Source organism: Sphingomonas mollis, assembly GCF_016427505.1.
In the GTDB taxonomy this organism is placed as follows: Bacteria; Pseudomonadota; Alphaproteobacteria; order Sphingomonadales; family Sphingomonadaceae; genus Sphingomonas; species Sphingomonas mollis.
In genome coordinates this window covers 98,958-121,471 of record NZ_JAELXS010000003.1, presented here as the reverse complement: position 1 = coordinate 121,471, position 22,514 = coordinate 98,958, and the positions used below count along the sequence as shown (strand labels likewise).

Below are 22,514 nucleotides of genomic sequence, written 5' to 3'. Positions count from 1 at the left end.
GGGATATGACGATGAAGATGCTGGCCGCCACGCTGATGATCTCGCTCCCCTTCGCCGCGCTGTTCGCGCAGACGCCCAAGCCGAACGCTGCCGACCAGGAAGCGGAGGTGCGGTTGCATCAGGACTGGCCGTGGCTGGAGCGGTATCGCGCCGCGAATGCCACGCTGCCGGCGCCGGATGCGAAGGCGCCACGGATTGTGTTCATGGGCGATTCGATTACGCAGGGGTGGATCGACAAGGTGCCGGGCTTCTTCACCCCCGGTCGCCTCGATCGCGGCATCGGCGGCCAGACGACGCCGCAGATGGTGCTGCGATTCCGGCAGGACGTGATCGACCTGCACCCGGCGGTGGTGCAGATCATGGCGGGCACCAACGACATCGCCGGCAATACCGGGCCGATGACGATCGAGCAGACGCACGCCAACATCATGACGATGGCCGAGCTGGCACGCGCGCACGGCATCCGCGTGATCCTGGCGTCGATTCCGCCGGCCGATCATTTCCCGTGGAGGCCCGGCCTCGCCACCGCGCCACGCATCGCGCAGACCAATGCGTGGCTGAAGGATTATGCCGCGCGGACCGGGGCGGTCTATGCCGATTACTGGGGCGCGCTGCATGACGGTCAGGCGCTGAAGGCCGAATATACCTATGACGGGGTGCATCCCAACGAGCCGGGATACCGGGTGATGGCACCGGTCGCCGAGGCGGCGATCAAGGCGGCGCTCGCCAAGCCCGCGCCGAAGCCGATCGCGCGATGATCCTGCTGGCGCTGGCGGCCGCCGTCGCCCAGCCGTCACCCGTTGTCAGGACCGACGACGGGCCGGTGCGCGGCGAGACGCTGGCGGGGGGTAGCGCGGTGTTTCGCGGTATCCGCTTCGCCGCCGCACCCGACGGGCCGCTTCGCTGGCGCGCGCCGCGGCGGCCAGCGCGCTGGACCGCAGCCGTCGATGCCATTCGGCCGCACGCCGCCTGCCCGCAGCCCGATTATGGCGAGTGGAACCGGGCGGCGTCGGAGTCGGGCAAGGAAGACTGCCTGTTTCTCGACATCCGGACGCCGCGATTGGCGGCGTCGGCGAAACTGCCGGTGCTGGTGTGGATTCACGGTGGCGCCAATCGCGGTGGCGCGGGCGGTGGCACGGTGGAATCGACGATCACCGATGGCGGGATCGTGCTGGTCAGCATCCAGTATCGGCTGGGTGCGCTCGGCTTCATGTCGCATCCGGCCTTGTCGGCGGAACAGGGCGGCCCGTCGGGCAATTACGGGTTGATGGACCAGCAGGCGGCGTTGGACTGGGTCCGCCGCAACATCGCCCGCTTCGGCGGCGACCCGGCGAAGGTGACGATCGCGGGCGGATCGGCGGGGGCGCAGGATGTCGGCTTGCAGATGCTGTCGCCCGGCGCGCGCGGCCTGTTCGCGCAGGCGATCGAACAGAGCGGGACGGCCGGTTTCGGCGTCGCGCCGCGGACGTTGGCACAGAACGAGGGCGTCGGCACGCTGATCGCCAGCAAGGCCGGGCTGCCCCCCGCCGTATCCGCCGCCGGATTGCGGGCGGTACCGGTCGAGCGTCTGCTCGCCGCGCAGGAGGCGGTCGATGTACCCGATCTGGACGATGACAGCTTCATCTGGTTGCAGGCGGTGGTCGATGGCCGCGTGTTGCGCGAGACGCCGGCGGCGGCACTGGCCGCCGGACGCATCAACCCCGCCCGCACGATCAGCGGCGTCAACGCGATCGAATTGTCGCTGCACGGCGGCCTGCCCGCCGCCCGCGCCACCGTGGCGCGGGAGTTCGGATCGCAGGCGGATCGCGCGCTGGTGCTCTATGGTCTGCAACCGGGCGGCACGCCGGTTGCCGATCCACGGCTGGGCGACGTGACCGCGCAACTGGCGAACGACCTGACCTTTCGCTGCCCCACCGTCGCGGTGTCGCAGCGGCTGACGGCGCATGGCCTGCCGGTGTGGCAATATCAGTTCGACCACGCCGCGCCGGGTGGCGGCGTGACGCATGGCGGCGAACTGTCGTCGGTGTTCAATGTCGTGCCGGGCGCACCGCTGAGGGCGTATTGGACCAACTTCGTCCGCACCGGCGATCCGAACGGTGCCGGCCTGCCGAACTGGCCGCGATATGACGTGAAGGAGCGCGGGTATCTGTCGTTCGGGCAGGATGGTCCGGTCGCGACGCGTGATCTGCGGGGCGATATTTGCGGATTGCGCGATACGCCTTGATCGGTCGGCACTTCCTTAGAGACAGACCGACCGCATAGTCCGCGACCGTGCTCCTGCGGACGCAGGAGTCCAAAGTCACGAATAATACGAGCCGTTGTTTTACTTGGTCCTGGGTTCCGCTTTCGCCGGAAAACACCAACTTGTCTGTCATTGCGAGCGTAGCGAAGCAATCAGAGGTCGCGCGTGACGCGCTGGGTTGCTTCGCTACGCTCGCAATGACGAAAGCGGCAGCGCCCCGGCCATTCACATCGACAGCGGGTCAGGCCCCAGCCGTCCGTCCGGCCGGTCCAGCGCGTCGATCCGCGCGATGTCGTCATCGTCGAGCATCAGGTCCAGCGCGGCGTAGTTGTCGCTCAGGTGATCGGCGCTTGATGCCTTGGGGATGACCGACAGCCCCTTGGCGAGGTGCCAGGCGATCACGACCTGCGCGGCGCTGCGGCTGTGGCGATCGGCGATGGCGGTGATTGTCGGATCGGTGAGCAGGTCCTTGCCCTGCCCGATCGGACTCCAGCTTTGCGTCACGATGCCATGCGCCTCGTGATAGGAACGCAGGTCGCGCTGCTGGAAATGCGGGTGTAGTTCGATCTGGTTGACCGCCGGCGTCACGCCCGTCGCGGCGATCAGCGCGTCGAGATGCTCGGGCTGGAAATTGCAGACACCGATCGACTTCGCCTTGCCCGCCTCTCGCAGCGAAATCAGCGATTTCCACGCATCGACGTACAGATTCTGCGCCGGCGATGGCCAGTGGATCAGATACAGGTCGACCGCATCGACGCCCAGCAACGCGAGGCTTTCGTCCATCGCGGCATCGACATCGTCCTGGCGGTCGTTCCATAATTTCGTGGTGATGAAGACGTCCTCGTTGGCGATGCCGCCCCCCACACCCAGTTCGTTGCCATAGATCGCGGCGGTATCGACCAGCCGGAAACCGGTATCGAGGCCACGCCGCACCACCATCGCCGCCTGCGCATCGGGGATTTGCCACGTGCCGAGGCCGAGTTGCGGCATCGAGCGTCCATCGTTCAGGGTCATGTCCATATTCGTCCAACCGTCGCCGCCCCGGCCGGTTCCGGCGATTGACCGGCGGGGCCGCATCGGCCAATCCCCCGGCCCATGTTCGAAAAGATCCTCGCCGCACTGGCCGGCTTCACCATCTGGGTGATCTCCTCCGGCGGCTATGTCGGCATCGCGCTGTTGATGGCGATCGAAAGCGCCTGCATCCCCCTGCCGTCGGAAATCATCATGCCGTTCGCCGGCTATCTGGTGTCGACCGGCCGGTTCGACCTGTTTCTGGCGGCGACGGCGGGGGCGCTGGGGTGCAATCTCGGCTCGATCGTCGCGTATGAGGTGGGCAAGCGCGGCGGGCGGCCGATGGCGGAACGATGGGGCCGGTATCTGCTGATCGGCGCGGACGAACTGGATGCGGCGGATCGTTTTTTCGCGCGCTGGGGCAACATGGCGGTGCTGGTCGGGCGGCTGCTGCCGGTGATCCGCACCTTCATCGCGTTTCCGGCAGGCGTCGCGCGGATGCCGCTGATCCCGTTCCACCTGTACACGTTTCTGGGGTCATGGCCCTTCTGCCTGGGGCTGGCGTGGATCGGTATGACGCTGGGCGACAAGTGGAACAGCGATCCGCGGCTGAAGGCGGCATTCCATCAGGCCGATCTGGCGATCGGGCTGGTGCTGGTCGCGGCGATCGGTTTCTATGTCTGGCACCGCGTGCGCGGGATCAGGAAAAACCGCGTCTGATACGCCAGATAAGGAGGGAAAGCAGCGGCAGCGCGCAGGCGAGGTAGAGTTCGAATCCGTGCCACGTCGTCCAGCCCAACCACTCGCTGGGCCAGGTCCGCATGTCGCCGCGCCGGAAGCGCAGATCGAACACCGCCGACCATAGGGGGAAGCGGTATTCGGGCGGGGCGAAAATCTCGGCCGCGGCGACGATCAGGTTGATCGCCATCGACAGGCCGAGCAGCGCCGCCGACGCCCATCGCTGCCATTCGTGCTTCAGTTCGGACCAGAACGTCGCGAGGCCCAGCGAGAACAGGCCCGCCAGCGGCATCGCGTGGCGCGGCCCGGTGGCGTTGCCGCCATCCCAATAGACATAGGCGGCATTCACCAGCAGCGCGATCGTCACGACCGCCATCGCCATCAGGCCGATCGCCCGCGTCCGGCGCACATCCGCCAGCGCCGCCAACCCCAGCGGCGCGAACAGCAGCACCGGCGCCACCCAGAACAGGCCGCGCCGGTCGCCGAACAGGATCTCGAACAGCACCGGCACCTTCGGCATAGTCAGGCCGAATAGCCCCTGATGCATCCCCTCGAACCCCTTCACGCCGGCATAGGCGATGCGGAAGGGGGTGCCGAACGCGATCAGGTTATAGGCGAGCAGCGGCAACAGGCCGGCCACGCCGCCCGCGATCGCCAGCGCGAGCAGCCGCGTGCGGTTCGGGTGCGACCGGATGTTCCACGCCGCCCAGATCGCGATGGCCGATCCGGCCAGCACCGCCTGATATTCTACCACGACCGCCCAGCCGAGGGCGAGGCCGCCCAGCAGCATCGGCCCGCCTCGCCCGCTCGCCGCCGCACGGTGAAAAGCCCAGACGGCGATGACATACAGCGCCGCGACCGGGGAATGACCGGTGATCGTGGTGGACCAGCCCCAGATCGGTGTGCCGAGCGCGTAGCCCAGCGCGGCGAACAGCGCGGCGGCGGCGCTCCCGGTCAGCCCCAGTGCCAGATCGTAGAGCAGGACCGCCGCGATGGCGGTCAGCAGCGCCGGCCCCGACGCGGCGGCCAGTCTCAGCCGGAGGCGCAGGAACGGCCCCATCCGTGGATCGATCATCGACTTCTCGATACCGGCCGACCGCTCGCCCGTGGCCCATGTCGCCAGCGCCACGGCGGGCAACGCCATCAGGGTCATACCCGGTGCCTTGTCCAGATAGACGTGTCCGTCGAATTCGGCCTTGTCGATCGTCATCGGCGCGAACTCGTCGATCACGGCGTCGCCGTCCTCGACCAGACTGATCGCCGCGAACAGGCGGGTGGCGTTGTTGGGGTTGAACTCCCACGATCCGAACCACGCCGCCGACATCCAGACGAGCAGGAACAGCAGGACAGGCGTGCCGCGCATACGGGTCATGCGAACAGCCAATGGCCCAGCAGGCGCCCGAACGGAAAGGTGAAGAACCCGGCGATCAGCAGTCCGCCCGTCACCAGAATGCGGATGCCGCGACGATGAGCGGCGATGCGATGCTGCCGCGCGGATCGCCAGATCAGCGGCACCTGGATTGCGGTCACCGCCGACAGGATGTGGATCGGGCTGAAGCCCCCGCCAGTGCGGATGCCGAACGACAGGATCGCGGTCGCGAACATCGCCGCCAGCCATACCATGCCCCATCGCCGGTGGCTTGCGTCACCGCGTGGCCGCAACAGCATGAACGGCGTAAGGAGAAGTGCGATCAGGATGGTCGCGAGATGCGCCCAGATGATCGCCGGCACCGCATACCATTCGCGAAAGCCGCGACCGATCGCGAGGATCGCAAACCCGGCGAGCACGACCGACGCCGCTGCCAATATCCTGTCATAAAGGGTTGGCGCGATGCCCCCACTTGCCCGTATCCGACCGATCGTCGTCGCCATGTCGCCCCCCGAAATGCCGCCAATGGCTAGGCGAGGGACCGGCGGCGGTAAAGCGGCAAGGCGCGGGTGCGATCAGGGCGCGTCGTTGGCCGCTGCATTGCGCGCACGGTTGGCGGCGCGGTTGGCGCGGACCGATTGCGCGAAGCAGCCGGTGGCGCCGCCGGGGCCGACGGGCGAACAACTGCCGATCGTGTTCACGCCGCTGCCGGTGTTCATCGTGTCCTGTGCCCGGGTGGCCCAGCTCTGGTTCTGGGGCGTGACCTCGAAATTGCGCAGTTCCTTGGGAACGCGGAACTGTTCCTCCTGCGACCGGCGTTCGCAGATCACGATCTCGTCGCCGTCCGCGTTGGTGGGACAGCGTTCGTTGCCGTACAGCACCAGCACGCCGTTGACCGGCGCACCGCGACCGACGCTGGCCTGTTGCTGGACCGGCCGGGGTCGTTCGAGACCGGGCAGCGCGGGTTGTGCGGGCTGGGGCGCGGCAACCGGACGGGCGGGCGTCTCGCCACCCGTCGTCGCTGCCTGTTGCGCCATCGCCGGCGCGGTCAGCGCCATCAGGGCCAGGATCGCCGTCTTCATCGCTGCCACTCCCATCAAATCCTCTTCGCCGCCGCAATCGCGACCTTGCACCCCAGCCGGATCATGCCGCTGAGCACCGGATAGCCGAACGCGTTCTCCGCGCCCGACGCCAGCGCGTGGTCGCGGTGTTCCAGTTCTTCCGCCTGAAAATCGGCGATCGCCGCCGACAACTCCGGGTCGCTGTCGCCCAGTTCGACGAGCTGATCGGCATAATGCTTGTCGATCTCGGTCTCCACCGCCGCCGTGCAGGCCATCGCCGCATCCGGCCCCATCGCCGCCGTCACCGCGCCCAAGGCGAAGCCGGCGGCGTTCCAGAATGGCTGGAACAGCGTCGGCCGTACGCCACGTTCGACGATCATGCGGTCGAAGAACGCCTGATGCCGCTCCTCCTGCACCGCCATGTGGTGGATCGCGCGGGATGCAGGATGCCGGTCGCCCAGCACCGCCAGTTGCCCGGCATAGATACGCGTTGCGCCGAATTCGCCGGCCTGATCGACGCGGATCATCGCCTTCGTCGCCTCGCGACGGTCACCCGGTTTCCAGCTCATGCCCGTTCCCTCGTCATCAGGGCCAAGATGGTGATCGCGCCGGCGATCGAAAAGATGGCGTTGAACCCGGCCAGCGATATGCCCGCCAATGTCCACGGCGCATGGTCACAACGGACCAGCGGCGCCTTCATGATCGCGTCCAGCCGCTGCGACGGATCGAGATTCGTGAAGTCGATCGTCGAGGTGCAGGCGGTGAAGCCCGGCCACCAGCCATATTCCACCCCGGCATGCGCCACGGCGATCGCGCCCGACGCGGCGATCGCCAGCGCCGCCAGCAGCACCAGCGCGCCGCGAGCGCGACCGGCGGGAACGAGAAAGGCGAGGCCCGCCAGCACCAGCGCCGCATAATGCGGCCAGCGTTGCCAGTGACACAGCTGGCACGGATAAAGGCCGCCCAGCAACTGCGCCCCCCATGCGCCCGCCAGCAGCGCGGCGGGGAGCAGGAACGCGAGCCAGTGCGCCGTGGTCGGCTTCCTCATGCGGCGTGCATCACTTCGCAGGCGTCTTTACGACGGGCTTCGTCGCCGCCGCGACCTGTGCCGGGCCGCCGAGCCGGGCGACCGTCTTCAGCGCATAGTTCAGCTGGAAATCCTCGACGCCCTGCTTCTTCAATTCCTCGGCGGTGGCGGTGAAGCGGGGATCGTCCTTGCTGTCCTCTTCCAGCTTGCCGTTATCCAGCTTCACCTCGTTCATCAGGTGCTGGCGCAGATCGGCCTCGCGCACCACCGGCCGGTCCTTGTAATCGGGGTCGGACAACTGCGGCACGCGGATGTCGGGTTCGATCCCGCCCTCCTGCACCGAATGGCCCGACGGCGTGTAATACCGCGCGGTCGTGATCTTCAGCGCGCGCTGCGGCCCCAGTTCGATCACCGACTGGACCGAACCCTTGCCGAAGCTGCGCTCACCCATCACCAGCCCGCGATGATGATCCTGCAACGCGCCGGCGACGATCTCCGACGCCGAAGCAGTGCCGGCATCGGTCAGCACCACGACGGGCAGCCCCTTGGCGGCGTCACCGGGGAACATGCTTTCGGCATAATAGCGATCGATGTCGGTGCCGCGTCCGCGCTGCGACACGATCTCGCCATGGTCGAGGAACAGGTCGGACACCGCGATCGCCTCGGTCAGCAAGCCGCCGCCGTTGTTACGCAGATCGACGACGTAACCGAGCGGCTTGTGACCCAGCGCCGCGGTGATCGCGGCGATCGCGGCCCGCGTCTCGGCGCCGGTATCCTTCGAGAAGGTGTTGATGTTGATATAACCCACATCGCCGCGCACTTCCCATTTTACGGGCTTCTGCACGATGCGTTCGCGCACCATCGTCACGTCAATCGGCTTGTCGCGGCCGGCACGGACCAGCGACAGCGTCACCTTGCTGCCCGCCGGTCCCCGCATCTTCGTCACCGCCTGATCGAGCGTCAGGCCATAGGCGAGTTCGCCGTTGATGCGCAGGATCAGGTCGCCGGCCTTGATCCCGGCACGGTCGCCCGGCGTATCCTCTTGCGGCGAGATGATCTTCACCGCGCCGTCATCCATGCCGACCGTCAGGCCGAGGCCGCCATAGGCGCCGTCGGTCATGATGCGCAGATTGTCGTACTCGATTCCCGTCTCGTACACCGAATGCGGGTCGAGCGAGGCGAGCATCCCCTGAATGGCGCCCTTTATCAGCGTCTTGTCATCGACCTTGTCGACATAGTTGGCCTTCACGCGGTTGAAGACGTCGAGAAACTGGTCGAACTCACGGAAAGTGTCGGTGTCCGCCGCCGCCATCGCCGCGGTCGCCAGCGGAATGGCGGACATCGCGGCGACGATCGCGGTGGCGGTGAGAAGCGGACGGCGCATCTATGTCCCTGACGAGCAAAAGTGAATCCAGCCATCGTAGCGAGGATCGCGGCACGATCAAAGCAACGTCGCGGTTAATGTCGCCTGACTGGCCGGCGGCGTATCATCCGATCAGCGCCACCATCTCCATCGGCTGGCCGCGCCGACGCAATTCGACAGTGACGCGGGGGTAATCGCCCGCCGCCGCGCGGCCGATCGGATCGCCCATCCGCACGGTGCCTCCCACCGCGACCAGCGGCTTGGCGAGGCCCGTGACCAGGCTGGTCCAGCCATCGCCATGATCGACGATCACGATGCCACCATAGCCGCGAAACCCCTGCGCGTACCGCACCGTACCGCCGGCGGGGGCGACGACGGGCGTGCCCGCCGGCACCGCGAAGGTCAGCCCGCGCGAGCGGACGCCAGCGGCCGAAATCTCGCCGAACCCCGTCACCAGCCGTCCCGCGACCGGCAGGCGATAGACGCCGGTCTGGCGCGATGGCCCGACGCTGCCCGCCGCCACGGGACGCGGCACGGGACCGGTCAGCGCCATGAGTCCGGCGACGATGGCCTGCCCCTCACCCTCCTCGGCCAGCCGGTCGACCAGATCGCGGGCGCGCTCGCCCAGCGCCAGCGCGCGGTCCTGTTCGGAAAGCGCACCCCGGCCCAGCACGGCGGCGCGTTCCCGGTGCTGCGTTTCCAGTTGCGCCAGCGCGCCGCGTTCACGGTCCAGCCGCGCCCGCGCCGCATCCAGTGCGTCGCGGGCCTGCGTCGCCTGCGCGAACAGTTCTCGTGTCTCATTGAGATCGCCGCGAACCGCGGTGGTGCGAGCGCGGACCGCCGGCATCACGGTGCCGAGCACCGCGCGGACATGCACCAGATCGTCGATTGACCCCGGTTGCATCACCGTCACCGCCGCCGGCTGACGCGCCAGTGATTGCAGGGCGGCAAGTAACCGCGCGACGGGCGCCTGTTCGGCCGCCAGCCGGGCGCGACGCTCGGCCAGCCGGCGATCGACGATGACCGCTTTGGCCGCCGCGCTGCGCAGACCCGCCGCCGCGACCGCGACCCGTGCGGTAAGGCCACGCCGTTCGACCGCCGCTCGCGCCGCCGCATCGCTTTCCGCCGCCGCGGCCGCCGTCAGCCGGTCGGCACGAGCGGTGGCGGCGGCGGCCTCCTGCTGCGCGCGTAATAGAGGATCATTGGCGTCGGCAGGGGCTTGCGCGGCGACGCTGGCCGTCAGCGACATCGCCAGTATCGCGCGGACGGACAGGCGCAACATCCGCCCTAACCTTCGCGGTGATAGGGGTGGTTGGCGAGGATGCTGGTCGCGCGGAACAGCTGTTCGGCGAGCATCGCGCGGGCCAGCAGGTGCGGCCAGGTGGCGCGGCCGAACGACAGCAACAGGTCGGCCTCGGCGCGGGCAGGCTCGTCGAAGCCATCCGCCGCACCCAGCAGGAACCGCGCCTCGCGCACGCCATCGTCGCGCCAGCGGCCCAGCCGTTCGGCGAAGGCCATCGATCCCAGCATTTCGCCCTTCTCGTCCAGCAGGATGCGCTTGCCCTGCGCCACGGCCATGGGTTCGCGACCGCCGGTGTCGGGCAGTTCGGTGATCCGGGTCGGCCAGGCGATCCGCTTCATGTAGCGGTCGACCAGCTCGGCCTCGGGCGAACGGGCGATCCGTCCGCGGGCGACGATATGCAGCAGCAACGGCGTCAGCCGCGCGTCGGCTCCGGCGGTGGCGCGTCACCGAACGACCACATCCGCTCCAGATTGTAGAACGAGCGCACTTCCGGCCGGAACAGGTGGACGATCACGTCGCCGGCATCGATCAGCACCCAGTCGGCGGTCGGCAAACCCTCGATCCGGGGGCTGCGGCCCTGCTCGGCCTTGATCCGCTCGGACAGCTTGGCGGCCATCGACGCGACCTGACGGGTCGAGCGACCGCTGGCGATCACCATGAAATCGGCGATGCTCGATTTGCCGGCGAGCGGGATCGAGATCGTTTCCACCGCCTGATCGTCGTCCAGCGACGACAGGATCAACTGATGCAGCGCCGCAACTTCGGCGGGATCGGAGGGACGGGGCGTGGTAGAGGAAGTGGCCAAGAGAGTTCCTTGAGAAACCGGCCGTCCGCTAATCATAGCGGCGGTGCCAGTCGGGGTCACCGGCACGCAGGCCGGTTGCGGACGTCGGATCGGGGCGAAAGCGCAAGAGCACCAATGCCGGCAAACTCCACATCGTCCAGGTCTTCGCGGCCGACCGCGGTCTGACATGGCGCCGCAGCCAGGCCATCGCGGGTGCCGCGAGGGCGCGCCCGTCATATCCCGGACGCGCCACGACCGCAATCGGGATCGCACGCGCGATGCCGCGCCAGTCGCGCCAGCGGTGAAACTGGGCGAGATTGTCGGCACCCATGATCCAGACGAACCGGCGCTTGGGATAGCGACGTTGCAATTGGCGGATCGTATCGACGGTATAGCGCGTGCCCAGACGCGCCTCGATCGCGGTCGCGCGGATCGGCGCGCGGCGGGCCATCGCGCGTGCGGACGCGAGTCGGGCGGGCAGCGGCGCCATACCGGCGACGGGTTTCAACGGGTTGCCCGGCGACACCAGCCACCACGCCTCGTCCAGCGCCAGCGCGCGCATCGCGGCCAGCGTGATGCCGCGATGCCCCCGATGCGCGGGGTTGAACGATCCGCCGAACAGGCCGGTGCGGATCACGGTACAACCTGCCAGTCTTCGCGCTCATGCCGGATGCGCAGTACCTGCACGGAATCAGCGAAAATCCGGTAGATGATAAGGTATGGAGTGCCCCGGACAAGCAGGACACGGAGGCCGTCCGCTTCCGGTCGACCACCATGAGGATGGGTTTCTAGAAACGTCGCCCGCCGCCTGATCGCCGATAGCGTCCGAAGGGCCACCTCGCCTGAAGCCTGATCGTTCAGCCAACTGCCGATATTCCTCAGATCGATCAGCGCCGGGCGGGACCACTCTATGGATGCTGGCATCGTGTCCGCTGTTTCTCGATCATCGCATCGAGTTCAGCCATCACCTCGTTATGCGGGATCAAATCGCCCCGATCGGCGGCGTTGATCCCCTGCTGTACGAAGGCGCGGTAATCCTTTTCGCTCTCGGCTACGCGGCGGATCGCCTCGGCCGCGAATTGCGCACCGGTGATGCCCCGCGCGCGCGCCAGTTCCTCGACCATCGCGATCGTATCGGCGTCGAGGGCGGCGGTGATGGAGGCGGGCGCGTTCACAGGGGCAATCTACGCCCGCCGGCGCGCTGCTTCAACCACGCACCTGCCCGGTGCCGCGGCCGACCCATTTGTACGTTGTCAGCCCTTCCAGCGCGACGGGGCCGCGCGCGTGCAGCCGGCCGGTGGCGATGCCGATCTCCGCGCCCATGCCGAACTCACCGCCATCGGCGAACTGGGTGGAGGCGTTCCACAGGACGATCGCCGAGTCGACCCGCGCCAAAAACTGCTCGGCCACGCCAGCGTCCGCCGCGACGATCGCGTCGGTGTGGTGCGACCCGTGCGCGGCGATATGGTCGATGGCGCCGTCGAGGCCATCGACCAGCGCGACCGAGGCGATGGCGTCGAGATATTCGGTATCCCAGTCCGCCGCCGTGGCTGGCGCGACTGACGTCAGTCGCTGGACAGCGTCGTCGCCGCGTACGTCGCAGCCGGCTGCCGCAAGCGCCTCGACCAGCGTTGCCGCGTGCGGATAGGCGCGATCGATCAGCAGCGTCTCCATCGCGCCGCAGACGCCGGTACGGCGCATCTTGGCGTCGACCACCACTGCCGCCGCCATTGCCGGATCGGCGGAGGCGTGGACGAAGATGTGGTTGATGCCGTCGAGATGCGCGAGCACGGGCACGCGCGCATCCGCCTGGACGCGTGCCACGAGGCTTTTGCCGCCGCGCGGCACGATCAGGTCGATCAAGCCCGCCGCCGTCAGCATCGCCCCCACCACCGCACGGTCGGTCGTCGGTACCAGTTGCACGGCGTCGCGCGGCACACCTGCTGCGGCCAGACCATCCGCGAACGCCGCGTGCAGCGCGCGGTTGCTGGCGCGTGCTTCCGATCCGCCGCGCAGGATCGCGGCGTTGCCGCTCATCACGCAAAGCGCGGCGGCATCCGCGGTGACGTTCGGCCGGCTTTCGAAGATGATGCCGATCACGCCGATCGGCACGCGCACCCGCGTGAGCGTCAGGCCGTTCGGTCGTTCGCGCGTGTCGATCGTCGCGCCGACGGGATCGTCCAGTGCCGCCACCGCCGCAATCGAGTCCGCTACGCTCGCCAGCCTGACCTCGTCCAGACGCAATCGGTCGAGCAACGCGCCGCTTAACCCCGCTGCCGTGGCCCGCTCCATATCCTCCGCATTGGCAGCCAGGATCGCCGCCGATTGCGCGCGGATGGCGGCCGATGCAGCGCACAGCCCGGCCCGTTTCGTCCCGGTCGGCAATGCCGCCAATGCAGCGGCGGCGAGACGGGCGCGGGCGCCCATCGTGGCGATCAGGTCGGTCGGATTCTGCATATCGGCCATGTCCGCCCGCTAGCATGCGAAGCGCCCTCGCACGATAGGGCATCGTCCGTTATGACCGGCGCCAGCGACCGGGGGGTACGACAGACACATGGCGACGATCGGACATTTCGATACGACGAGCGCGGACGCCGTGGCTCCGCATCATGACGGCGCGGGTGGACACTGTCTGAACTGCGGCGCGGTGCGAGTCGGCGATTTCTGCCACGATTGCGGTCAATGCGGCCATGTCCATCGCACTATGGGCGCGATCGGCCACGAACTGGCGCACGGCGTCTTTCATTTCGAGGGCAAGATCTGGCGGACGCTGCCGATGCTGCTGTTCCATCCCGGTGCCCTCACCCGTCGGTACATCGATGGTGAGCGGGCGCGGTTCGTGTCGCCGCTGGCGCTGTTCCTGTTCATCGTCTTCGTGCTGTTCGCGATGTTGAGCGTGGTCGGCGCGCATCTGGAACTGCCCGAACTGGAGGAGAAAGAAGCGCGCAGCGCGCGGGTGAAGATCGAACAGTCGATCGCCCGAAACGGCGAGCAGATCGCCAGCCTGACTGCCGAACGCGCCCGCGCCACCACGCCCGCCGCCCGCGACGCGATCGACGCGCGCATCGCCGAGCGGCAGCGTGAGACCGCTGCGACGCAGACCGTCCTCGCCACTATGGAACCCGGCAAGCTTTCCGGGCTGGAGAAGGTCCGCACCGGCTGGAAGCGGCTCGACAAGGGATTGGCGAAGGCGGCCGAGAACCCCAACCTCATGCTCTACAAGCTGCAATCCAACGCGTATAAATTCGCCTGGGTGCTGATCCCGCTGTCGCTGCCCTTCATGTGGCTGTTGTTTCCGTTCAGCCGCCGCTTCACGATGTACGACCACGCGATTTTCGTCACCTATTCATTGTGCTTCGTCAGTCTGGTCGGCGTCGTGCTGAGTCTGGTGGGAATGAGCGGGATCGCTACCGGGCTGTTGATGACGTGCGCGTCGATCGTCATCCCGATCCACATGTACAAGCAATTGCGTGGCACCTACCTGATCGGGCGGGTCGGCGCGGCGTTGCGCATGGTCCTGATGTTCATCGCCGCCAATGTCGCGCTGGCCGGCTTCGTCACGCTGTTGATGGGACTGGGGCTGGTCGGCTGACCAACCGGGTCAACGGCAGGGGAAGCGCCTCGCCAGCACCTTGCCATATCCATCCTTGAGCGGGCGGCGCTTGTCCGCGGCGGGCAGCGCGGCGAGGCCGTCGAGCATCTCCTCGATCCCGATCGACTCGCCTTCGGGTACGCACGCCAGCGCAGGCTTGTGCGCGGCCAGGCGGGCGGCATTCTCCGCCTTCAACTGGTTCTTCGCCTGACGGGCTTCTTCGCGGAGCACCTGAAAATCGGGGGACAGCATCGCGCCGATGCCCTGATAACGAAGCGCGTTGGCGCGAGTGAGGAACGTGCCGACGGTCATCGCCGCATCGGCCGGCGCCGCCATCGCGAGGGCAAGGAGCGGTACTGCGATCCGGGCAGCGAGGGGAGTATGAAACGACATGGGCCAGCCTTCCTGTCAGGAAGACCGGCCCATGCCGAACCCCGGCTTTCCCGAGGCTTAACGGAGTTTTGTCACGCGCCCATCGGACTCGGATTGCCGAACGGACCCGATGGCCGGCGCGTCTTGGGGATCGACGTGCCGGCGGCGGGCACCGACGCCGCCTTCGGCCCCTGATCCATCCGGCCGATCTCTTCACCGGCGATCAGCTTCTTGATCTCGTCGCCCGACAGCGTCTCATATTCGAGCAGCGCACCGGCGAGCAGATGCAACTGATCGAGATGATCGGTCAGCACCTGCTTCGCCTTGGTCAGGCCACCCTCGACTATCGCCTTGATCTCGTCGTCGATCAACTGCGCGGTCGAGTTCGACATGCGCACCGGTTGCGAAGACGAATAACCGAGAAAGCTCTCACCCTCCGGCTGCGCGTATTCGACCGGACCGACCTTGTCCGACATGCCCCATTTGGTGACCATGTCGCGGGCCAGACCCGTCGCATACTGGATGTCGCCCGAGGCGCCAGAGGACACCTTGTCATAGCCGAAGATCACTTCCTCGGCCACGCGGCCACCCATGGCGACAGCGAGGTTCGCGTACATCTTGTCGCGGTGATAGCTGTAGCTGTCCCGCTCCGGCAGGCGCATCACCATGCCCAACGCGCGACCGCGCGGGATGATCGTCGCCTTGTGGATCGGATCCGAGGCCGGCTCGTGGATCGAGACGATGGCATGGCCGGCCTCGTGATAGGCGGTCATCCGCTTCTCATCCTCGGTCATGACCATGCTGCGACGCTCGGCGCCCATCATGACCTTGTCCTTGGCCTCCTCGAACTCGCCCATCGCGACCAGACGCTTGCCCTTGCGCGCCGCGGTCAGCGCCGCCTCGTTGACGAGGTTGGCGAGATCGGCGCCCGAGAAACCGGGCGTACCGCGGGCGATCGTGCGGGCATCGACGTCGGGCGCCAGCGGCACCTTCTTCATGTGCACTTCGAGGATCTTGATCCGGCCTTCGATATCCGGACGAGGCACGACGACCTGACGATCGAAGCGGCCGGGACGCAACAACGCGGGGTCGAGCACGTCGGGACGATTGGTCGCCGCGACGATGATGATGCCCTCGTTCGCCTCGAAGCCGTCCATTTCGACCAGCAGCTGGTTTAGCGTCTGCTCGCGTTCGTCGTTACCGTTGCCGAGACCAGCGCCGCGATGGCGACCGACCGCATCGATTTCGTCGATGAACACGATGCACGGCGCCGATTTCTTGGCCTGTTCGAACATGTCACGCACACGACTCGCGCCGACGCCGACGAACATCTCGACGAAGTCGGAACCCGAAATGGTGAAGAACGGCACGCCTGCCTCACCCGCAATGGCACGGGCAAGCAGCGTCTTGCCGGTGCCGGGCGAGCCGACCAGCAACGCGCCCTTGGGAATCTTGCCGCCGAGGCGCGCGAACTTCGTCGGGTCCTTCAGGAAGTCGACGATCTCGACCAGTTCCTCGCGGGCCTCGTCGATGCCGGCGACGTCGTCGAACGTGACCTTGCCTTCCTTCTGCGTCAGGATTTTCGCGCGGCTCTTGCCGAAGCCCATCGCACCATTGGCGCCGCCGCCCTTCTGCATCTGGCGCAAGACGAAGAACGCGATGCCGAGGAACAGGAGGAACGGCAGCGACTGGTATAGCAAAACCATCCAGATCGACGGGCCGTCTTCCGGCTTCGCCGTGATCGTCACGCCCTTTTCGCGCAACTTTGCTACCAGCGTGGCATCCTGCAGCGGATAGGCGCGGAACTTCTCGCCACTGGTCATCGTGCCGGTGATGATATCACGGCTGATGTTCACATCGCGCACCGTGCCTTCGTCGACCTTGTCGAGGAAGGTCGAATAGGCGATCTGGTTACCCGATGCCGTAGTGCTGCGCCCATCGACCATGGTCACGAACAACGCCAAACCGAGCAGGATACCTACCCAGATCAGCAGGCTCTTCATCCAGGGATTGCTCCCGTTGTTGTCGGGGCCGGGCTGCTTGTCGTTGTCGTTCATGGGCACAGGGCTACCTTTCGTGACCACAAGATAAGCCGGCAAGGGTTAATGGCAATGGAACAAACCGCGCGGAATGCGATGTTCAGGCGCCTTTACGCGGTGGAGCCGGGCGAAAATGCCAGATCATGCCTTTCGCGGTCGCCATCACCGCACCCTGCGTCGCGCTTTTGCCGGCCGACAGCGCGTCGATCAGCGGCTCGACATTGGACGAATCGGTGAAGAGGGGTGTGGCGAGCGCGTGGTCGTGCCTGACCTGAGCGACGGCCCGCCGGGCCAGCATCCGGCACAGGACGCGCGGCAAGCCGGCGACGTCGATCGCCATGTCCGCGCCCGGCCGGCGGCGACTGAGCCAGAACCAGTCGCTCAACGCCACCAGATCGGCCTGCGCCTCGGCGACATAGGTGGCGGTGCGGGCGAGCCTGGCGGGGTCGAGCAATTCCTGACCGGCTAGCCAGTGCCGCATCCGTGCCCGATCGAACCGGGTGTCGCGGTTGGAGGGATCGTCGACGGTCGGCATACCGGCTGCGATGGTCGCCAGATCGGCGCGCCGCCAGCCGACCAACGGCCTGACCAGTTCGACGCCCGGCGCCAGCGGTCGCCGCGCGCGGATACCGGCCAGTCCTGCCGGGCCGCAGCCGCGATTGGCCCGCATCAGAAAGGTTTCCGCCTGATCGTCGGCATGATGCGCGGTCGCGAGCATGGTAGCGCCGATGTTCGTCGCCCAGGCCGTCAGTGCCTCATACCGCGCCGCGCGGGCCGTCGCCTGTACATTGGCCATCGCGAGCGGTGTGGCGGGGGTCAGGATCGCATGGGGAATATCGTGATCGGCGCACCAGTCCGCGACCATCGCCGCCTCGCCCGCCGATGCGGCGCGGAGCCGGTGATCGAAGGTCGCCGCCGCGATCCTGCCCGGCCGCGCCGCCTGCGCCAGCGACAGCATCGCCATGCTGTCGGGGCCGCCCGATACGGCGAGCGCCAGTATCTCGTCATCACCCGGCGTCCGGCCGAGCGTCGCGATCAGGTCGCGCGCGAAACGGGCCGCCGCCGCCGCGAGCGGCGCGGGATCGGTCAGCGGCTCACTTGCACTTGGCGGTGGTGCGGCCACGCGTGATGTCCGCTTTCATCGCCGACGACAATTTGCCGGCATAGACGTCGCTCAGCTCGTCATAGACCTTGCACGCATCCGCCGGCTTGCCGAGCTTCACCAGTGCCTGCCCCAGATACAGCAGGCTGTCGGGTGCGCGCTCGCCATCCGGCATCTTCTTGTAATTGTCGTAAAAGGCCATCGAGGCGAGGCTGGGCTTGCCGTCGTCCAGATAGGATCGACCGAGCAGATTCTGCGCGAAACTGGCCCGACGGCTCTTGGGATAATCGGCGACGGTCTTCTTCAACTGCGCCTGCGCCTCGGGATAGAGCTTCGCCTCCCAGAGACGGTAGCCATATAGATAGGCATCCTCGACCGGCTCGCCGCCGGTCGGTCGTGCGACGGCCGCCAGACGGGCAGCGCGACCGGGTTCGGCCTTTGCAGGGCTCGCGTCCGTGTCGGCGGTGGGCTTCCCAGACACCGGACGCGACGGGCGCGTGGATGCGATCGGCGCAGGCTCGTCGTCACCGCCGCCCATCGCGGGTGCGGCGGCCGCGACCGGCGGAGCGATCAGCGTCGCCAGTTTGGCGTCGGTCGCGGTCTTGTAGACGTCGAATTGCTCGCGCAACTGGCGGAGCTGGTATCCGTTCTGCTCCGCCTGCCCGGTCAGGCTGGACATCTGCTGTTCCAGCGACGACACGCGGGCACCCAGATCGATCATCGCGCTGGAGGCGGGGCTGCCGGGAATTTCGGTGGTCGGCGCCGGCGCCGTTACTTCGGGCTGGAGCAACTGATCGCCCGACGGGAAGACCTTGCGCTGCACCGCGCGCATCTCGCTTTCCAGCCGGCCGACGCGTCCTTCGACATTGCCCGACTGGGCGCTGGCCAGCGCCGGCACCGACAGGGCGGCGATGCCGGCCAGCAGGGTGACGACCGATCGGCCGGGACGCGTCGGCATGGATGTCGGCGTAGGTACGGGGAAAGCGTTACACATCGTCACCGTCACTTATCAATCGTTGGGATCGGCAGGAGGCGACGGCTCGCTGGCCGTCGCGCGGCTCGTAGGTAGCGTATCGGTCGATCGACGAGTCTCGGCGTCCGGTACCAGCGGCGCGGTGGCCGGGTCGATCGGCGCGCCGACCGTGGGCGACGCCGCCGGTAGCGGCTTGCCGCTCGCCCGTGCCAGCAGCGACGGGCCGTCGACCGGCACATCCTTGATCGCCCGCGATCCGTCGCCCAGTGCCGGGATGGACGATCCATTGACGGTGATCCGCAACTGATCCGGGCGCCCGACATTCACCATCGGTCGATCGGCGGCCGGCGGGACGTCGAAGCCCTGCCCGGGTTGCAGCGTGCCCAGGAACAAGGTCGCGTTGGCGGCATCGTACACGCGCAGCCATACGTCGCTGTCACCCGCCGCCAGCCGCACCTGCGCGACCTGCGGCGTCGGCGACGGAACGGGAACCGTGACGACCGGACCGACCGCCGGCGTCGTGCTGGCGACGTCCGCCTGCGCGGTCGTCCCCGGCCGGAACAGGTCGGTCGCGTACCACAGGCCGACCAGAATCATGATCGCCAGGGCAAGGCCCAGTCCGACGATCGCCACCCCGCGCGACGGAACGCGTGTGGGATCGGCAGCCTGATACGGCTCATATTCGGGCGCACGCGGCAGGCGGGCCAGTTCGCGGCGCACGTCCTGCGCCGCCGCAACCTCGTCCGCGCCGACGGCACGGGCATAGGCGCGCGCGAAACCGACCGCATAGGTGGGCGACGGCAACAACGAGAAATCCGTGGCCTCGATCGCTTCGAGATGACGCAACGGCACGCGCGTGCGCTGTCCCACCTCTGCCAGGGAGAGGCCATGAGCCTCCCGCGCCAACCGCAATCGCTCGCCGACCCGCTCGACTGCAGGCGTGTCGCCGGGCTCGACATCGTTCATTCAGCTACTCCGACGCATGCCGACACACGGCATGTCGTTCCTGATGTTCCAGAGCACCCGCGCGCTGTCAACGCAAGGTTGACCTAAGTTGCCATATGCCGCGGCCAGTCGCGCGCGCCCTACGCCAGTTCGACGCGCTGCGCTTCGGCCCATGCCGTCAACGCACCGCGCATGTCACGCGGCGGTGTCGCCAGCAGGCCGGTCATGAAGGCGGTCAGCGCCGCCCGGTCGAGCGACCGGATCATCGCCTTCACCGGCCCGACGGCGGCCGGGGTGATCGACAGCCGGTCGATGCCGATGCCGATCAGCGCCATCGCCTCCAGCGGCCGCCCGCCCATCTCGCCGCACACCGCCACCGGCACATTCGCGGCGCGTGCCGGCTCGACCACCCGGCGCAGGAAGCGCAGGATCGACGACGACAGCCAGTCGTATCGCTCCGCCAGTTTCGGATTGGCGCGATCGGCGGCGAACAGGAACTGGGTCAGGTCGTTGGTACCGATCGACAGGAAATCGATCGCCGGCAGCAACAGGTCGAGCTGTTCGGCCAGCGCCGGCACCTCCAGCATCGCGCCATAACGGACCTCGTTCGGCAGGCGCTTGCCACGCTGGACCAGCCAGTCGCGCTGCGCCTCGAACAGGGCCTTCGCCTCGTCGAACTCCCATGCTTCCGATACCATCGGGAACATCACGTTCAGCGTCCGGCCCGCACCCGCTTCCAGCAAGGCGCGCGCCTGTGCCTTCATCAGGCCGCTGCGTTCCAGTGCCAGCCGCAGCGCGCGCCAGCCCATCGCCGGGTTCTCCTCGCCCTCCGCCTCGACCGTCAGATAGGGCAACGCCTTGTCGCCGCCGATATCGACGGTGCGGAACACCACGGGCCGCCCGCCCGCCGCGTCCAGCACCTCGCGATACAGCCGTTGCTGACGTTCGCGCTGCGGCAGCGTGGCGGAAACGAGGAACTGGAATTCGGTGCGGAACAGGCCGATCCCGTCCGCCCCCGTCAGATCGAGCGCGGCGACGTCGTCGCGCAGGCCGGCATTCACCATCAGCGTGATGCGGTGGCCGTCCTTCGTCTCCGGCGGCAGATCGCGCAGTGCGGCGAAAGCGGCCTTGCGCTTCTGGCGCAGTTGCAGCTGGGCGTCGAACGCCCCCTCCATCGCCGTCGATGGCCGCACGAACACGGTGCCGCCGGTCACGTCGAGAAGGAGCATGTCACCCTCCGCGATCGTCCGACGCACGTTGCGCACCCGACCGAGCACCGGCACCCCCATCGCGCGGGCGACGATGGTGACGTGCGCGGTCAGCGACCCTTCCTCCAGAATCACGCCCTTCAGCCGCCGCCGGTCATATTCCAGCAGTTCCGCCGGCCCCAGATTTCGCGCGATCAGGATCGTGTCCTGCCGCAGACCCAGTTGCGCGGCGGTGCCGACCTGACCGGAGACGATACGGAGCAAGCGGTTAGACAGGTCCTCCAGATCGTGCATCCGGTCGGCGAGCAACGGGTCGTCGATCTGGCGCATCCGCTGGCGGGTGCGTTGCTGCACGCGCTCGATCGCGGCCTCGGCGGTCAGGCCGCTGTCGATCGCCTCGTTGATCCGCCGTGCCCAACCCTCGTCATAGGCGAACATCTTGTAGGTCTCGATGACCTCCAGATGCTCGCCGCCGACGCCGAATTCCGCCTCACGCGCGATCCGGTCGATCTGTTCGCGCATCTTGTCGAACGCGGCATAGACGCGGTGGCGTTCGGCATCGGTATCCTCCGCCACGGTATGTTCGACGACGATGCGCGGCTGGTGAAAGACCGCCGCGCCCGATGCCATGCCGTCGACCAGTTTCTGGCCGGGCAGGTTCACCGCCGCCGTCGACTGGATGCGGTCGCGCCCGCCGCCCGCCACGTCGATCAGGCCGGCATTGGCGATCAGTTCGGACAGCACCATCGCCACCGTCTGCAATGCCTCGATCTCGATATCGGCATAGCGGCGCTGTTCGACATGCTGAACCGCCAGCACGCCCACCACCCGCTCACGCCGGATGATCGGCACGCCGGCGAAGCTGTGGAAGCGTTCCTCGCCGGTTTCCGGCTTGTAGGCGAAATCGGGGTGGCTGGCCGCTTCGTCGAGGTTCAACACTTCGCCGCGTTCGGCGATCGTGCCGACCAGCCCCTCGCCCAGCGCCAGCTTGGTGACGTGAACCGCCTCCTGCGCCAATCCGCGCGTCGCGAACAATTCCAGCACGCCTTCGCGGAGCAGATAGATCGAACAGACCTCGCTGTCGGTCGCCTCGCCGATGATGCCGACCACCTGGTTCAGCTTGGCCTGGGCAGGCGTGCGCGCCGCCATCACATCGTGAAGACGGACGAGGATTTCGCGGGCGGAGGCGGCGGCCGTAGCGGGCATGGAAGCATCGCTACCGCATTTCATCGCGACGGGGTAGCGGTCCATCGCGCCGAAACGCGGCATCGTCACATAAAATTACAACCATCGTGGTTCACTTACCGATCGTTCATCGATTCGCGGCGACTCCTTCGTTCATGCAGATGGTTCGCCCCGATCGATTCCGCCTATCCGCCGGACAC

Annotated in this window: 24 protein-coding genes; 4 read left to right on the top strand and 20 right to left on the bottom strand. The window is 67.6% G+C overall.

The features are described from left to right. The first annotated feature begins 5 nt into the window (after positions 1 to 5). Positions 6 to 758 (top strand): SGNH/GDSL hydrolase family protein, encoded by a 753-nt coding sequence (locus JAO74_RS06450; RefSeq protein WP_233150741.1) that lies wholly within the window; start codon positions 6 to 8, stop codon positions 756 to 758. Beyond that, the gene (locus JAO74_RS06445; RefSeq protein ID WP_199036286.1) at positions 755 to 2,224 is read left to right on the top strand and encodes a carboxylesterase/lipase family protein; all 1,470 of its coding nucleotides are present in this window, start codon (positions 755 to 757) and stop codon (positions 2,222 to 2,224) included. The genes JAO74_RS06450 and JAO74_RS06445 overlap by 4 nt, the downstream gene beginning before the upstream one ends. A 243-nt stretch (positions 2,225 to 2,467) precedes the next feature. Here the strand turns inward: JAO74_RS06445 and JAO74_RS06440 are convergent, their stop codons facing one another. Then, positions 2,468 to 3,262 (bottom strand): aldo/keto reductase, encoded by a 795-nt coding sequence (locus JAO74_RS06440; protein ID WP_199036284.1) that lies wholly within the window; start codon positions 3,260 to 3,262, stop codon positions 2,468 to 2,470. A gap of 75 nt (positions 3,263 to 3,337) precedes the next feature. Here JAO74_RS06440 and JAO74_RS06435 point away from each other — a divergent pair, with 75 nt between their 5' ends. Next, the gene (locus tag JAO74_RS06435) at positions 3,338 to 3,973 is read left to right on the top strand and encodes a DedA family protein (protein WP_199036282.1); all 636 of its coding nucleotides are present in this window, start codon (positions 3,338 to 3,340) and stop codon (positions 3,971 to 3,973) included. On the opposite strand, the gene JAO74_RS06430 is transcribed toward JAO74_RS06435, so the two are convergent. From JAO74_RS06430 to JAO74_RS06370, 13 genes are all read right to left on the bottom strand, one after another. Next, positions 3,954 to 5,363 (bottom strand): glycosyltransferase family 39 protein, encoded by a 1,410-nt coding sequence (locus JAO74_RS06430; protein ID WP_233150740.1) that lies wholly within the window; start codon positions 5,361 to 5,363, stop codon positions 3,954 to 3,956. The genes JAO74_RS06435 and JAO74_RS06430 overlap by 20 nt on opposite strands. Then, the gene (locus JAO74_RS06425) at positions 5,360 to 5,863 is read right to left on the bottom strand and encodes a DUF2306 domain-containing protein (RefSeq protein WP_199036280.1); all 504 of its coding nucleotides are present in this window, start codon (positions 5,861 to 5,863) and stop codon (positions 5,360 to 5,362) included. The genes JAO74_RS06430 and JAO74_RS06425 overlap by 4 nt, the downstream gene beginning before the upstream one ends. A gap of 72 nt (positions 5,864 to 5,935) precedes the next feature. After that, positions 5,936 to 6,442 (bottom strand): hypothetical protein, encoded by a 507-nt coding sequence (locus JAO74_RS06420; protein ID WP_199036278.1) that lies wholly within the window; start codon positions 6,440 to 6,442, stop codon positions 5,936 to 5,938. Between the two features lie 14 nt (positions 6,443 to 6,456). Next, positions 6,457 to 6,990, bottom strand: coding sequence for a demethoxyubiquinone hydroxylase family protein (locus JAO74_RS06415; RefSeq protein ID WP_199036276.1), 534 nt, complete (start codon positions 6,988 to 6,990; stop codon positions 6,457 to 6,459). Next, entirely contained in the window at positions 6,987 to 7,469 is a 483-nt protein-coding gene (locus JAO74_RS06410; RefSeq protein ID WP_199036274.1) for a disulfide bond formation protein B, read from the bottom strand. The genes JAO74_RS06415 and JAO74_RS06410 overlap by 4 nt, the downstream gene beginning before the upstream one ends. A gap of 10 nt (positions 7,470 to 7,479) precedes the next feature. Continuing rightward, positions 7,480 to 8,832: a S41 family peptidase gene (locus tag JAO74_RS06405; RefSeq protein ID WP_199036272.1), complete on the bottom strand. Its 1,353-nt coding sequence runs from the start codon at positions 8,830 to 8,832 to the stop codon at positions 7,480 to 7,482. A 103-nt stretch (positions 8,833 to 8,935) separates the two neighbouring features. Beyond that, entirely contained in the window at positions 8,936 to 10,093 is a 1,158-nt protein-coding gene (locus tag JAO74_RS06400; RefSeq protein WP_199036271.1) for a murein hydrolase activator EnvC family protein, read from the bottom strand. A 5-nt stretch (positions 10,094 to 10,098) separates the two neighbouring features. Further along, positions 10,099 to 10,521, bottom strand: a complete 423-nt coding sequence (locus JAO74_RS06395) for a 23S rRNA (pseudouridine(1915)-N(3))-methyltransferase RlmH (protein WP_199036270.1) — start codon at positions 10,519 to 10,521, stop codon at positions 10,099 to 10,101. A gap of 5 nt (positions 10,522 to 10,526) precedes the next feature. Then, on the bottom strand, positions 10,527 to 10,955 hold the full coding sequence (gene rsfS, locus JAO74_RS06390) for a ribosome silencing factor (RefSeq protein WP_416194291.1): 429 nt from the start codon (positions 10,953 to 10,955) through the stop codon (positions 10,527 to 10,529). After that, positions 10,948 to 11,535, bottom strand: a complete 588-nt coding sequence (locus tag JAO74_RS06385; protein WP_199036269.1) for a nicotinate-nucleotide adenylyltransferase — start codon at positions 11,533 to 11,535, stop codon at positions 10,948 to 10,950. Before JAO74_RS06385 ends, rsfS begins: the two co-directional genes overlap by 8 nt. After that, positions 11,532 to 11,822: a type II toxin-antitoxin system RelE/ParE family toxin gene (locus tag JAO74_RS19240; protein WP_199036268.1), complete on the bottom strand. Its 291-nt coding sequence runs from the start codon at positions 11,820 to 11,822 to the stop codon at positions 11,532 to 11,534. The genes JAO74_RS06385 and JAO74_RS19240 overlap by 4 nt, the downstream gene beginning before the upstream one ends. Continuing rightward, positions 11,807 to 12,073 carry a CopG family ribbon-helix-helix protein gene (locus JAO74_RS06375; RefSeq protein ID WP_199036267.1) on the bottom strand — a complete coding sequence of 89 codons (267 nt, stop codon included), beginning with the start codon at positions 12,071 to 12,073 and terminating at the stop codon, positions 11,807 to 11,809. Before JAO74_RS06375 ends, JAO74_RS19240 begins: the two co-directional genes overlap by 16 nt. Before the next feature lie 31 nt (positions 12,074 to 12,104). Next, the gene (locus JAO74_RS06370) at positions 12,105 to 13,364 is read right to left on the bottom strand and encodes a glutamate-5-semialdehyde dehydrogenase (RefSeq protein WP_416194290.1); all 1,260 of its coding nucleotides are present in this window, start codon (positions 13,362 to 13,364) and stop codon (positions 12,105 to 12,107) included. Between the two features lie 88 nt (positions 13,365 to 13,452). Between JAO74_RS06370 and JAO74_RS06365 the strand changes: the two genes are divergently transcribed. Beyond that, the gene (locus JAO74_RS06365) at positions 13,453 to 14,490 is read left to right on the top strand and encodes a DUF3667 domain-containing protein (protein ID WP_199036266.1); all 1,038 of its coding nucleotides are present in this window, start codon (positions 13,453 to 13,455) and stop codon (positions 14,488 to 14,490) included. Positions 14,491 to 14,499: 9 nt separating this feature from the next. Here the strand turns inward: JAO74_RS06365 and JAO74_RS06360 are convergent, their stop codons facing one another. From JAO74_RS06360 to ptsP, 6 genes are all read right to left on the bottom strand, one after another. Beyond that, positions 14,500 to 14,883 (bottom strand): hypothetical protein, encoded by a 384-nt coding sequence (locus JAO74_RS06360; protein ID WP_233150739.1) that lies wholly within the window; start codon positions 14,881 to 14,883, stop codon positions 14,500 to 14,502. 71 nt (positions 14,884 to 14,954) lie between these two features. Beyond that, complete coding sequence (gene ftsH, locus JAO74_RS06355) at positions 14,955 to 16,919, bottom strand: ATP-dependent zinc metalloprotease FtsH (RefSeq protein WP_199036265.1); 1,965 nt, start codon at positions 16,917 to 16,919, stop codon at positions 14,955 to 14,957. A gap of 82 nt (positions 16,920 to 17,001) precedes the next feature. Next, positions 17,002 to 18,024 carry a tRNA lysidine(34) synthetase TilS gene (tilS, locus tag JAO74_RS06350; RefSeq protein ID WP_199036263.1) on the bottom strand — a complete coding sequence of 341 codons (1,023 nt, stop codon included), beginning with the start codon at positions 18,022 to 18,024 and terminating at the stop codon, positions 17,002 to 17,004. Then, positions 17,996 to 18,961, bottom strand: coding sequence for a tol-pal system YbgF family protein (locus JAO74_RS06345; RefSeq protein ID WP_199036262.1), 966 nt, complete (start codon positions 18,959 to 18,961; stop codon positions 17,996 to 17,998). Before JAO74_RS06345 ends, tilS begins: the two co-directional genes overlap by 29 nt. 51 nt (positions 18,962 to 19,012) lie before the next feature. Then, a complete protein-coding gene (locus JAO74_RS06340; protein ID WP_199036261.1) occupies positions 19,013 to 19,942 on the bottom strand; it encodes a helix-turn-helix domain-containing protein in 930 nt (309 codons plus the stop codon). Between the two features lie 119 nt (positions 19,943 to 20,061). After that, entirely contained in the window at positions 20,062 to 22,335 is a 2,274-nt protein-coding gene (gene ptsP, locus JAO74_RS06335) for a phosphoenolpyruvate--protein phosphotransferase (protein WP_199036260.1), read from the bottom strand. Between the last annotated feature and the right edge of the window lie 179 nt (positions 22,336 to 22,514).